12 protein-coding genes and 1 pseudogene are annotated in these 12,654 nt (G+C 35.2%); 12 read left to right on the top strand and 1 reads right to left on the bottom strand.

What is annotated here, in order from left to right:
* Nucleotides 1-52: 52 nt before the first annotated feature.
* From H526_RS0123000 to H526_RS32405, 12 genes and pseudogenes are all read left to right on the top strand, one after another.
* The gene (locus H526_RS0123000) at nucleotides 53-307 is read left to right on the top strand and encodes a hypothetical protein (RefSeq protein ID WP_025740777.1); all 255 of its coding nucleotides are present in this window, start codon (nucleotides 53-55) and stop codon (nucleotides 305-307) included.
* Nucleotides 308-322: 15 nt separating this feature from the next.
* Nucleotides 323-1,699, top strand: coding sequence for an MBL fold metallo-hydrolase RNA specificity domain-containing protein (locus tag H526_RS0122995; protein WP_025740779.1), 1,377 nt, complete (start codon nucleotides 323-325; stop codon nucleotides 1,697-1,699).
* Between the two features lie 21 nt (nucleotides 1,700-1,720).
* Nucleotides 1,721-3,223, top strand: coding sequence for a thymidine phosphorylase family protein (locus H526_RS0122990; protein WP_025740782.1), 1,503 nt, complete (start codon nucleotides 1,721-1,723; stop codon nucleotides 3,221-3,223).
* Between the two features lie 6 nt (nucleotides 3,224-3,229).
* On the top strand, nucleotides 3,230-4,123 hold the full coding sequence (locus tag H526_RS0122985) for a ribose-phosphate pyrophosphokinase (RefSeq protein ID WP_025740783.1): 894 nt from the start codon (nucleotides 3,230-3,232) through the stop codon (nucleotides 4,121-4,123).
* Nucleotides 4,120-4,764, top strand: coding sequence for a hypothetical protein (locus H526_RS0122980; RefSeq protein WP_025740784.1), 645 nt, complete (start codon nucleotides 4,120-4,122; stop codon nucleotides 4,762-4,764). Before H526_RS0122985 ends, H526_RS0122980 begins: the two co-directional genes overlap by 4 nt.
* 7 nt (nucleotides 4,765-4,771) lie before the next feature.
* A complete protein-coding gene (locus tag H526_RS0122975) occupies nucleotides 4,772-5,065 on the top strand; it encodes a hypothetical protein (protein WP_025740786.1) in 294 nt (97 codons plus the stop codon).
* An 18-nt stretch (nucleotides 5,066-5,083) separates the two neighbouring features.
* Nucleotides 5,084-7,186 (top strand): copper-translocating P-type ATPase, encoded by a 2,103-nt coding sequence (locus tag H526_RS0122970; protein ID WP_025740788.1) that lies wholly within the window; start codon nucleotides 5,084-5,086, stop codon nucleotides 7,184-7,186.
* Complete coding sequence (locus tag H526_RS0122965) at nucleotides 7,186-8,409, top strand: MFS transporter (RefSeq protein WP_025740790.1); 1,224 nt, start codon at nucleotides 7,186-7,188, stop codon at nucleotides 8,407-8,409. The genes H526_RS0122970 and H526_RS0122965 overlap by 1 nt, the downstream gene beginning before the upstream one ends.
* Nucleotides 8,410-8,465: 56 nt before the next feature.
* Nucleotides 8,466-9,656, top strand: coding sequence for a cardiolipin synthase ClsB (clsB, locus tag H526_RS29915; RefSeq protein WP_025740791.1), 1,191 nt, complete (start codon nucleotides 8,466-8,468; stop codon nucleotides 9,654-9,656).
* Between the two features lie 188 nt (nucleotides 9,657-9,844).
* A pseudogene (locus H526_RS29910) lies at nucleotides 9,845-10,330 on the top strand (asparaginase domain-containing protein).
* Nucleotides 10,331-10,719: 389 nt separating this feature from the next.
* The gene (locus H526_RS32410; protein WP_245591226.1) at nucleotides 10,720-11,025 is read left to right on the top strand and encodes a hypothetical protein; all 306 of its coding nucleotides are present in this window, start codon (nucleotides 10,720-10,722) and stop codon (nucleotides 11,023-11,025) included.
* A 77-nt stretch (nucleotides 11,026-11,102) separates the two neighbouring features.
* Nucleotides 11,103-11,276: a helix-turn-helix transcriptional regulator gene (locus H526_RS32405; RefSeq protein ID WP_342667696.1), complete on the top strand. Its 174-nt coding sequence runs from the start codon at nucleotides 11,103-11,105 to the stop codon at nucleotides 11,274-11,276.
* A gap of 482 nt (nucleotides 11,277-11,758) precedes the next feature.
* On the opposite strand, the gene H526_RS0122945 is transcribed toward H526_RS32405, so the two are convergent.
* Nucleotides 11,759-12,601: a hypothetical protein gene (locus tag H526_RS0122945; protein ID WP_025740795.1), complete on the bottom strand. Its 843-nt coding sequence runs from the start codon at nucleotides 12,599-12,601 to the stop codon at nucleotides 11,759-11,761.
* Between the last annotated feature and the right edge of the window lie 53 nt (nucleotides 12,602-12,654).

The raw sequence follows: 12,654 nt of genomic DNA, 5'->3' as shown, positions 1-12,654 counted from the left end.
AAGAACAAAAAAATAATTAAATAAACAGTCATTAATTCTAAAAACAATACAGATGAAAACCGAAGAAATGCAAAAAAAGAACAGTATAGATCTTGAGCCATTTTACCAAGCATTGGAAGATGACCCCAAATTACTTGATGAGGCTCTTGAAATATTGCTTGAGATGGTAAATTTTGAGCCTAAATCCATAAAGAAGCTGGCACTTGTAATAAAAGAGGATTCCCGTAACCTATACAATGAAATAGTAGAATTGAGCAAATCGGGGCAAAACAAAGGAAATACACCGTCCTGTTGTGGTGGACATTAAATAAATGCTATAAAGATGAAAAACAACAAAATAAATGTCCATTTTTTAGGAGCTGCAGGCACCGTAACCGGTTCAAAATATCTGGTAGATACAGGAGATAGAAAGATACTGATAGACTGCGGTCTTTTTCAGGGATTGAAAGAATTACGCCTTAAAAACTGGGAGTACCCACCTGTTAATGTTGCTGACATTGATGCTGTTTTGCTTACCCACGGCCATATGGACCATACAGGTTATCTGCCAAGATTGGTAAAGCAAGGGTTTAATGGTCCCATCTATGGCACTAATCCCACCTTGGATATAGCAAAAATCATTTTGAATGATAGTGCTAAAATCCAAGAACAAGAAGCCGAACGTGCCAATAAAGAAGGCTATTCCAAACATAATCCTGCAGAACCACTTTACGATTTAAGCGATGTAGAAAAAACAATCCCTTACTTCAAAGGGGTACCACCCTCGCAATGGCTACCCATTCTCAAAGATGTAAAGGCGAGGTTTCAATACAATGGACATATCCTTGGTGCTACACACATTGAGTTAGATATACGTGGAAAACGTTTTGTGTTTTCAGGTGATATAGGCAGAACAAACGATTTACTGCTTTTTCCACCCTTAAAACCAAAAAAGGCAGATGTATTATTCATTGAATCCACCTATGGAGGAAGGTTTCATCCTGATGAAGTGGAAGCCATTCCGAAGATTGAAAAATTAGTCAACGACACTATAAATAGAGGTGGCAGCCTATTTATCCCAAGTTTTTCGGTAGAACGTGCCCAATTGATGATGCTTATTTTTTGGAGATTACTTAAAGAGAACAAAATACCTAAAGTACAAATGATAATGGATAGCCCTATGGGAGCTAATGTTTTGGAGTTATTTCATCGTACTAGGGATTGGCACAAACTTGAAGAGCACGAATGTGATGAGATGTGCTCTTATTTCACGGTTGTTAGGAGTTATCGCGAAACAATGGAATTAAGAACGGACAACATACCAAAAATCGTGATTGCAGGAAGCGGAATGCTCACAGGAGGACGTATGCTAAACTATCTTGAAACTCAAGCGCAAAACCCAAATAACACTTTGCTTTTTATAGGCTATCAAGCTGAAGGCACTCGTGGAAGAAAATTGTTGAAAGGCGAAAAAGAATTAAAGGTGTATGGAAAATGGGTGCCATTCAAAATGGAAGTTGCAGAAATTGAAGGTCTCTCGGCACACGCTGACCACACAGAACTAATGGATTGGATGAGTAAGATAAAAAATAAACCTGAAAGAATCTTTATCGTTCACGGCGAGAAAGAAGGCGCAGAAGCATTACAAAAGGATATAAAAGATACTTATGGATGGGATTCAGAAATTCCACAATTGTATAGTATCGAAGAAATAGAATAAATCATCATAATTAATAAAAATATGGACCAACACTCAAATATATTAAAATACAAACATCTCGGAATCTACACCCAAAATGAAAACGTGGTGTATATGAGAGAAGATTGCCACGTCTGTATTTCAGAAGGGTTTGAGGCACTGACCCGAATTAGAATATCCAATGCAACAACCTCAATCGTAGCAAGTCTAAATGTTTTAAATTCAGATATTCTGTTGTCAAATGAAATTGGATTATCAGATGCTGCCGCGAAAAAACTTAATGTTACGCAAAATGACACGCTGTACGTTTCCCACTTGGAACCTATTGAATCGTTAAGCTATGTTAGGGCTAAAATCTATAATCAAAAACTAGATTATAAAGCTTACAGCGAAATTATAACCGATATCGTGGAAGGCGATTATTCAAATATTCATCTTTCAGCATTCATAACTGCATGCGCTGGTGACCGAATGGATATTGATGAAATATCCGACCTCACTAAAGCGATGATAGCTTCCGGAAAGCAACTGAATTGGAAAAAAGATATTGTAGTCGATAAGCATTGCATCGGCGGATTGCCTGGCAATAGAACAACGCCATTGGTAGTTGCCATCGTTGCTGCTTATGGGCTTACAATGCCCAAAACATCTTCGCGTGCTATCACTTCCCCAGCAGGTACAGCAGATACAATGGAAGTACTGACCAATGTGACGCTCTCTTCCGAAGAAATAAAGACCGTAGTAGAAAAGGAAGGTGGATGTTTTGTTTGGGGTGGTACCGCGCAATTAAGTCCTGCGGATGATGTGCTCATCAAAATTGAAAAAGCCTTGGATATCGATAGTGAAGGCCAGCTCATCGCTTCAGTACTTTCAAAGAAAGCTGCGGCAGGTTCCACTCACGTGGTAATTGATATTCCCGTGGGCGAAACCGCGAAGGTTCGTAGTACCGAAATGGCAGAAAAACTAAAAAATCATATGGAAACCGTTGGAACTGCCGTTGGGTTGAATGTAAAAGTTGTAGTTACGGATGGCACGCAGCCTGTTGGAAGGGGTATTGGTCCAACTTTAGAAGCCATTGATATATTAAAAGTTTTGAAAAATGAGGAAGATGCACCCAAAGACTTAACAGAAAGAGCATTGTTTTTAGCTGCTGAACTAATAGAACTTTCTGGAAAAGTAGAAAAAGGAAAAGGATTGGAAACCGCACATAGAATTCTCAAATCTGGAAAAGCATATGAAAAATTCATAGCCATTTGTAAAGCACAAGGTCAGTTTTCAAAACCAGTTTTAGCACCTTATAAAATTGAAATTACGGCCGAAAAGTCAGGGGTTTTAAACAGAATTGATAACCGAAAAATTGCAAAACTTGCCAAGCTTTCGGGAGCACCTCAATCTAAATCAGCAGGGATTCTTTTAAATACCCATTTAGGAGAACAAATCAAAGAAAACCAACTGCTATATACTATATATGCTGAATCCAAAGGTGAACTTAACTATGCCTTGGAATATAAAAACAATCATAACGACATCATAACTATAATTTAAAAAACTATGAAAACAATATTATTCAGTCTTCCCGGAAATGAAGAACTCACAGAACTAATGGCTACAAAAATGGATGCTGAAGTGGGCAAAGCCACTTTGCGTAATTTTCCCGATGGGGAATCGTACACGCGCATATTATCTGATGTTAAAGATAAATGTGTGGTGCTGGTATGCACCTTGCACGAACCAGACGAGAAACTGTTGCCACTATATTTTTTAAGCCACACAGCCAAATCATTAGGAGCTATGTGTACCTGTTTGGTAGCACCCTATTTGGCATATATGCGACAGGACAAAGTTTTTAACGAAGGCGAAGGAGTAACTTCTGGTTTTTTCGGAAAATTGATTTCAGGTTTTGCCGATAGCATTACCACGGTTGACCCACACCTACATAGAATTAGTGCTTTAGGAGAAGTATATCAAATTCCAAATAAAGTGATTCACGCTGCCGATGCCATTTCAGAATGGATAAAAGAAAACATTGAAAACCCGGTACTTATTGGACCCGATTCGGAAAGTGAACAATGGGTTTCCGAAGTCGCCAAAAATGCCGGAGCACCTTTTACGGTATTACAAAAGGTACGTCACGGTGACCGTGATGTAGAAGTCTCTGTTCCCGATGTGGATAAATATAAAGATGCTACACCCATTTTGGTAGATGATATTATTTCCACAGCGCGGACAATGATTGAAACCGTACAACATTTGAATAAAGCAGGAATGAAACCACCTATCTGCGTAGGTATTCACGCCGTTTTTTCAGGAAACGCTTATCAAGATTTGTTGGATTCTGGGGCAGAAAAAATAGTGACTTGTAATACCATCCCGCACTCTTCAAACGGAATAGATTTAAGTGATATTATGGCAAAAGAGGTGAAAAAATTGATGCATCACATATGAGAAAACAAAGTTTCATAGTACTATTTATCTTATTCAGCATTATAATGAATGGACAAACTGAAATGCTCATTGGGCAGATTTCAGGTAGAGTTGTCATTCGAGAAAATTTTGACGAAAAAGGCTCTTTTCTAAACAAACAAACTTTTGAAGCCGGTGAAACAATAAAGAAGAATGAATATTATGAAATTAAGGTGGTTACAGAATTGTTTGATGAGGACAAAAAGTCTACGGATAAATATACAACAACATATCGCTGTAGGCCTAATGAAGCAAGTGTAATGGTAATGGCTTTTCCGTTTTCTAATCCAAAATCAAAAGAGACCGAAATTAATACCACCTCTGAAAAATTTAAAGAGCTCTATGATTTGAATAACCTTGAAGATATAGAATTGGAAATGACTTTTGACTCGGGCTTATTGAATTTTTTTGGTTCAAAAAGCGTCATAAAGATTTACGACCGAACATTAGATGGCAACAAAAATAATATTAATTCAAAAATCAATATTAAGGCCTATGCCTGGGGAATTCGCATTAAGCAACTCAACTATACTGTCAATGAAAAAATAAATGGTAAAGGCTTATTGACCTTTCAGAAATTTACAGAGGAAGATAATAGTTATTTTACAATGACTTATAAATAGAAAGAAAATGAACAACTACGACACACTTTCAGAAGCAATTAACGATTTGCAGGCAAATGGTTATACATACGATTTTAACCTAAAACCTGAATGTTTGGAGTGTGCCTCACTAAAAATTGAATTACACCCAGAAGACTTTGAAGTGGATAAAACCTATCGCTTTGAAGGCATGAGCAGTACCGACGATAACAGTGTGCTTTATGCTATTTCATCAAAAAATGGGATTAAAGGACTTTTGGTGGATGCCTATGGCGTCTATGCCGAAAACATTTCGGAAGCTATGAGAAAAAAATTACGATAACACTTAAACAAGACAATAATGGAAAATCACGAACATCACAATCACGAAGAAATGGACCATTCAAAAATGGACCATTCTAAGAAAAAACAAAAAAAAGAAGACCATTCTAAAATGAATCACGGAGGTGGAGACCATTCAGGTCATAATCCGGGACACGGTCAAATGGGTCACGACCATCATAAAATGATGATAGCAGACTTTAGAAAACGGTTTTGGGTAACACTTGTGCTTACCATTCCCATATTGTTTTTCTCGCCAATGATTCAGGAATTTTTTGGTTATGAATTTTTACTTCCAGGAAATCCATATATCCTTTTTGCACTTTCCACTGTTGTATATTTTTATGGTGGTTGGCCATTTTTAAAAGGGTTTTGGTCTGAAGTCAAAAAAGGTGCACCAGGAATGATGACCTTGATTTCTATGGCAATTTCTGTAGCTTATTTTTATAGTACTGCTACCGTTTTTGGCTTAAGAGGTGAAGACTTTTTCTGGGAACTATCAACACTTATAGCCATAATGTTGCTTGGCCATTGGATAGAAATGAAAAGTGTGCTAGGTGCTTCAAAAGCCTTACAGTTACTGGTAAGTATGATGCCTGCGGAAGCGCACAGGGTAAAAGGTGACACCATAGAGGACATCCCTCTCGAAGATTTACTGAAGGATGATGTGATATTGGTAAAACCTGGGGAGAAAGTTCCAGCAGATGGAATAATAGTAGACGGTTCCAGTTACCTGAATGAATCTATGCTTACAGGCGAATCCAAACCTGTAAAAAAGGATGAAAACGATAAGGTTATTGGTGGTTCGGTAAATGGCAATAGTACCTTAAAAGTAAAGGTTGAACATACTGGAAAAGATAGCTACCTCAACAAAGTCATCAAGATGGTAGAGGAAGCGCAAAAAACCAAATCCAAGATGCAAAATCTTTCAGATAGGGCTGCAAAATGGCTAACCTACATCGCTTTGGCAATTGGTTTTGGTACGTTGGCAGTTTGGTTGATTTTAGGCTTTCCATTTGTTTACGCTTTAGAAAGAATGGTTACCGTTATGGTAATTGCTTGTCCACACGCATTGGGTCTTGCCATTCCACTTGTGGTTGCTATTTCTACCGCTGTATCTGCCCAAAATGGATTGCTTATCCGAAATAGGACTGCGTTTGAAGAGTCGAGGAAAATTTCAGCTTTGCTTTTTGATAAAACAGGAACATTAACCAAAGGTGATTTTGGTGTTACTCGAATCGAGTCTGTTAACAAGGCTTATTCATCAAAAGAAATTTTAAGACTTTCAAGTGCATTGGAACAAAGTTCTGAACACCCAATAGCTGTTGGGATTATCAAAAAAGTAAAAGAAGATAATATTACTATCCCTAGCCCAGAAAACTTCAATGCAATTACTGGTAAAGGTGTAGAGGCCATTGTAGAAGGTAAGCAAGTTAAGGTAGTAAGTCCTGGTTTTTTAAGAGATGAGAAAATTACCATTCCTGAAGATGCATACAGCGATGCAGCGGAAACTGTAGTATTTGTTTTAATTGATGGTGAATTGGCAGGTTATATTGCGCTTGCTGACGAAATAAGACCAGAATCTGCTGAAGCCATCAAAATATTCAAAAAAAATAATATTAAAGTCTTAATGGCAACAGGTGACAATGAAAAAACAGCTAAAGCCGTAAGTGAGAAACTTGGTTTAGATGGTTACTACGCTGAAGTATTACCACACCAAAAAGTAGAAATAGTTGAAGAACTACAAATAAAAGGAGAGTTTGTAGCTATGACGGGTGATGGTGTAAATGATGCACCAGCCCTTGCAAAAGCTAATGTAGGAATTGCCGTAGGCTCTGGTACTGATGTAGCTGCTGAAACTGCCGATATTATTCTGGTAAACAGCAATCCACAGGACATTGCCAACTTAATTTTATTTGGAAAGGCTACCTACAATAAAATGATTCAGAATTTAATATGGGCTACAGGTTATAATGTCGTAGCCATTCCTTTAGCAGCTGGTGTACTATATTCCTCGGGCTTTGTTTTAGGACCTGCGGTAGGTGCGGTATTTATGAGTTTAAGTACGATTATAGTAGCCATTAATGCACAATTATTAAAACGAAAACTCGGTAAAAAATAATGAATAGGAAAGAAAAACTCAACAGGATATCTTTAATCCTGTTGAGTTTATTTGTAGTAATGTTGGGCTATGGTATTTTATTACCAACCCTTCCCTACTACACCGAAAGATTAGCACTAAAAGACAATCTCGACACCGACCTTATTAACTTTCACATTGGTCTGCTCACGAGCATTTATCCCTTTTTCCAACTGCTATTCGTAGTGATATGGGGAAAGTTATCTGACAAATATGGTCGTAAACCCATAATCATTATTGGTTTGATTGGATTTGTAATCATGCAATTACTAACAGGTCTTGCTACATCCTTGACCATGCTATATACTGCACGTATTTTTGGAGGAATATTTACTTCTTCTGTTATCCCAGTTAGCAATGCATATTTAAGTGATATTACATCCGAGAAACGAAGAACTAAAGTTATGGCATGGTCCGGAGTTGCGATAAGCACTGGTGTTATCTTTGGTCCCGTCATAGGAGGTTTACTATCTCAAACAGATATACATTTAGAATATTCCCTTGGACTACTGCATCTAGACCGATTTTCAGTACCATTCCTTTTTGCTTCGCTGTTAGGATTCATAGTTTTACTAATTACATCAAAATGGTTAAAAAATACAGCAAAAGTAATTAAGTTTAATACAGAGAAACGAAGCTTACGGTTTTCATTTAGTAAATACTTCATCATTATTTTAATGATTTCTTTTGTCATGCAGTTTGTCGTCACACTATTTGAAACTGTGTTTTCCATTTATGGTAAAGACGAATTGGCATTTAATAGTAACCAAGTTGGTATCGGCTTCATGATTTGTGGTTCAGTAATGGCAATTTTACAGCCTGTCTTTGCCAGTTATGGGGAAAAGGTCTTAGCTGCTAAAAAGCAAATCGTTTTAGGATTACTCATTTCAGGAATTTCATTAATTGCCTTTCCTTTTTTCAAAAACGAGTTTTTAGTGTACGGATTAATTGTTGTCTTCGCAGCAGGTGGTGCGATGGTAACACCAAACCTACTTTCAGCGGTCTCATTAATATCCCAAGAGAATACTGGTAGAAATATTTCCATACAAAGTTCTACCAATAGTATTGGCCAGATTTTGGGTCCAATTATAGGAACCTGGTTAGTTGCTGCTGGTTTTTATTATCCTTTTATTATTGCTGGGTCGGTTATTTTAATCTCAATAGGATTTGTTTTACCCTCAATGAAATTGAAAGATGAAATGTGATACATACCTTAACGTGAAATATAAATTTCAAAAAAATAAATCATAATAAACATTTGATGATTCATAAATCAACAACTGAAGAACAAAAAAAACAATTACACGATAGTAAAAGTGATAATGCGTATATTCAATTGCTGCATTCTGGCGAAGCGTATTTTATCCGACTAAAAAATATAATCCGAGATGCACAAAAAGAAATACATCTGCAAACCTATATTTATGAGAACGACGAAACGGGAAATGATATAGCCACCTGCCTCAAAGAAGCTGCTCAACGAGATGTAAAAGTTTATGTTTTACTGGATGCATATGGAAGTGTGGCTCTTCCTGATAGTTTTATACAGAATTTGATTCAGCACGGTGTTTTAATTCGTTTCTTTTCCCCTTTGTTTTCCGTGAATAATTTTTATCTAGGTAGGCGTATGCACCATAAAGTACTAGTTGCTGATGGAAAAATGGCACTGATAGGTGGTATCAATATTGCTAATAAGTACCATGGAACTTTGAAATCTGAACCTTGGCTTGATTATGCCGTACAACTAGATTGCCCTGCAGCCGAGGATTTGCAGAAACTGTGCAGAGATTATTTTTTTAGAAAAGGAAGCTCAAAAAAAATAAAGCCAGTCTTACATTCGGCCGGTAAAGCACTTGTTGGAATTACACAAAACGACTGGTTAAAAAGTAAAACAGAAGTATGTGACGCATATACAAATGCAATATTTAGGGCAAAAAAAGAAATAGTCATATTGGGTTCATATTTTTTACCTGGAAGAAAGATGTCTAAGGCATTGAAAAAAGCTAGTGAAAGAGGTGTGAAAATAACGGTAATTTTGGCGGGTATAAGTGATGTTCCATTGGTGCGTAGGGCGACCGAACATTTATATGCAAACTTTCTACATAATCAAATTCAAATATATGAATGGGAAAAGTCTGTACTACACGGCAAAGCTGCTCTTGTAGATAATCAGTGGTCAACAATAGGTTCTTTTAATCTAAACAGCCTTAGCTGCTATGGTAGTATAGAAATGAACGTGGAAATATATTCGTCTGCTTTTGCCGAAACATTACGTTCGGATTTTAACCGGGTTATAAGTGAGTGTAGGGAAGTCACCAAGACTAACTTTAAACAAAAAACGACTATCCTTAATAAGCTTGCAGATTGGTTATCTTATCACATGATAACATTTACGATGCATCTTTTGACCTTTTTGCCACACTTAAGGGCTTTGAAAAAATTTAGATTATGATAGATTATCAATAAGATTTAAATAGCATAATAAATATAAAATTGTCTATTTTATATTTAAAAATTCAATTACGGAGTGTCATTCGATGTGTAACCATGAAGTTAAATTTATAAACTAATAATCAAAAACTTCTGCTAACTTTATGGAGGGAAAATTCTAACTTTTGGAAATGCTTAAAAACCTTTTTAATGATTAAAATATTAACTACAGGTGGAACTATTGAAGGGTTAGATTATGTAGGTGATAAGGGAATCAAAAAAACGAATATATCTATAGGGGATTTTCTCGATAGGGCAAATGTAGATTTTGAATACGATATTGAGAGTATATTTAAAAAATATAGTCGGGCTATAGATGAAAATGACCTTAAACTACTAGTAAGTAAAGTTAGGGAAGCCAATGCGAAGAAAATATTAATAACACACGGGACTTTCACAATGTAAAACACCGCAAAATATATAGGAAAACTCAACCTTGGTAAAACCATTATTTTAGTTGGGTCATTTATTTTAGGGTCTTCTGAAAATACAGACGCCCCATTTAATTTAGGGTATGCAATCAGCTCATTGCAATTTCTAAAACCGGATGTTTATATTGCTATGAACGGACAAGTATTTCACTGGAACAATGTTTCCAAAAATTTTGAAACTAACAAATTTGAGCGTAATGAATAGTTATATATTAAATGTTTGGAACATCAATACATTGGACAACGTTTTTCTATCTATTAATAGATACATTCATTGTATTGTTTACGCTTTACTTTTCAAGAAAGAGAACACGCAGTAGTCTTAAACATTTTCTATTTCTTGGATTGTTATTTGTTACTTACAATGCCTCTGGTGGATTCCTTCCAACTGATAATTTCCCTGGGCCTTTAATACTTCAATACATTATAACTTACGGCGTAGCTATAACATTATGCGTTTTTACTGTCTATTACCTTTATAAAGAATATGATATCGTTGTTTTGAAATTTAATTCGTCCATACGTAATCTAGCTATATTTACAATAGCCAGCTACATCATTTTATTTTTAGTTCCTTAATTTATTAAAAAATCTTTGGAATCAGCTAGATTATTATTCACTGTACCAATATCGATGGCTGCCATTGTTTTTCTCTTCATATTTTATCGACGAATTTCCAATCCAACCAATCCAAACGCTTTTATATTAAGACTAAGTAAATTGTCAACCATAAGTGTAACAAGCATAGCATTACTACCTATTTGTACCGTAATTGGTGATTATCAATGGATTACTTTTACTGTAATGAATATGGCATTTTTTGCCATAACTGTAATAGAAACAGATAGATATTTATTTTTTCAGAAAACAATACTAGAATTTTTGAGGTATTCGCTCTGAAGAAAAAGCAAAGAGGCGAATCTATAGAACATAAAATTATTTATGAGGATTTATCCCGACGAGAGATTGAGATTTCCTTGTCAATTCTCAGTAATTTGAGTTATAAGAATATTGCCAAAGACTTGTTTATTGCTGAAAACACCGTGTCTAAACACGCTTCTAATATCTTTAAAAAAACAGGGGTAAAAAATAGGCTAGAATTTTTACAGCGATTTAGAAAAAAAGCCGATAGAAAAGGACATAGTCTCTAAAGCGTCATCTATACTAGATTACAGTATTTTCCGCATAAATATACGGGGTATTACGTAATTAAATACGGTGTGTTTTCTTTGTATTATTACTTTGTAAAATTATCTTCCCAAAAGTTCCCTAAAATGCAGTAATGAGCCACAAATTTTATGAAGTGAGGCAATGATTATCAACATTTTGCAGAACTATAAAAACATTAATTCAACCTTATCAGCTAAATCCCATTCTTATGATTTCCAACATTAAAGTACCTGCTTATGAATTAACAATTATTATCAAAGGATCTGCTGAAGGAATTGGATAAAATAAAAAATCATACTATTCAAGATGAAATAAAATTCTTTAAAGAGACCAGTTATAACAAATAATCCATACAGTTTATAAAGTAATGGCAATTACAGAAAATCATGGATTTTAGCACTTTCCATTATTTTTTTGCTTGTCATGATCAAAATTTCAAAAGATTAGTCAGCGATCAAAGCATTTAATATGGTGTTTCAAAATCATCATCGCAGTTAATTTTTATATCATATTCTTCTTTGCTAATGTGTCCTTTCACTTCCCATAATTGTTCAATAGTAAGATTTCCGTTCAAATCAAATTGTCGTTTATCAAGCTGCACAAGTCCTATAGAACCTCTGTACCATCGAATTTGTCCAATAAGAATATCCTTTCCATTGATAGGGTCATTAATAATGACTACATATAAGTTTTCTTTTCTAACTAAATCATAATGTTCTATCAAAGTATCAGTATATACAAAATCACCTTGATTCATACCTAAATGATCTAAATCTTCTCCAGATACTTCGAAACAAAAACCACTTTGAATCTCATCAATAGTAATTCTATGTAAAAATTGATCTAAATACAATTCATCAAAGTAATTGTCTATGTAACTTTCAAAATCTATCTTTGAAACCACAGTTGTGTTGCCACTTTTATCCTTTTGATGTTCATTACGTTGTTCTACCAGATAATCTCTAATGACTGCTCTAGCCTTTGTTTTTTCAAGCTCTTCCTTTAATTTTAAATTTTCCACTTTTATATTGGCATAGTCTCCCAACAACAGCCGGAACCTTTCCTCTGCAGAGATAGGTCTTGGGAAAAAGTCCTTTGGCAATTCTAAATAAGCTATTATTTTTTTTTGATGAGACAGTTTTATCACTTCTTGGCTATATAAAATGTAAACTCCTTGTCTTGTCAAATTTAATTCCTCAGCTAATTTATTTATACCTCCTTTTTTATTGATGCTATTCTTTTTTACGTATGCTTTTAGCAGCTTTCCGTGATGATTTGAGTATATCTGATATAATAATTCTTCCATAATATAAATCTACTATTGGACAAATTTGTCTCAACAAAGTTACAAAATGTAAA

Origin of the sequence: Aquimarina latercula DSM 2041 (assembly GCF_000430645.1) — a bacterium.
Classification (GTDB): Bacteria; Bacteroidota; Bacteroidia; order Flavobacteriales; family Flavobacteriaceae; genus Aquimarina; species Aquimarina latercula.
This window is presented reverse-complemented; position numbering and strand designations above follow the sequence as displayed.

What these genes read in the sequence shown, in the direction of transcription:
- H526_RS0123000 (WP_025740777.1), top strand. Translation starts at nt 53, where the DNA reads ATGAAAACCGAAGAAATGCAAAAAAAGAACAGTATAGATCTTGAGCCA.
- H526_RS0122995 (WP_025740779.1), top strand. Translation starts at nt 323, where the DNA reads ATGAAAAACAACAAAATAAATGTCCATTTTTTAGGAGCTGCAGGCACC.
- H526_RS0122990 (WP_025740782.1), top strand. Translation starts at nt 1,721, where the DNA reads ATGGACCAACACTCAAATATATTAAAATACAAACATCTCGGAATCTAC.
- H526_RS0122985 (WP_025740783.1), top strand. Translation starts at nt 3,230, where the DNA reads ATGAAAACAATATTATTCAGTCTTCCCGGAAATGAAGAACTCACAGAA.
- H526_RS0122980 (WP_025740784.1), top strand. Translation starts at nt 4,120, where the DNA reads ATGAGAAAACAAAGTTTCATAGTACTATTTATCTTATTCAGCATTATA.
- H526_RS0122975 (WP_025740786.1), top strand. Translation starts at nt 4,772, where the DNA reads ATGAACAACTACGACACACTTTCAGAAGCAATTAACGATTTGCAGGCA.
- H526_RS0122970 (WP_025740788.1), top strand. Translation starts at nt 5,084, where the DNA reads ATGGAAAATCACGAACATCACAATCACGAAGAAATGGACCATTCAAAA.
- H526_RS0122965 (WP_025740790.1), top strand. Translation starts at nt 7,186, where the DNA reads ATGAATAGGAAAGAAAAACTCAACAGGATATCTTTAATCCTGTTGAGT.
- clsB (WP_025740791.1), top strand. Translation starts at nt 8,466, where the DNA reads ATGATTCATAAATCAACAACTGAAGAACAAAAAAAACAATTACACGAT.
- H526_RS0122945 (WP_025740795.1), bottom strand. Translation starts at nt 12,601, where the DNA reads ATGGAAGAATTATTATATCAGATATACTCAAATCATCACGGAAAGCTG.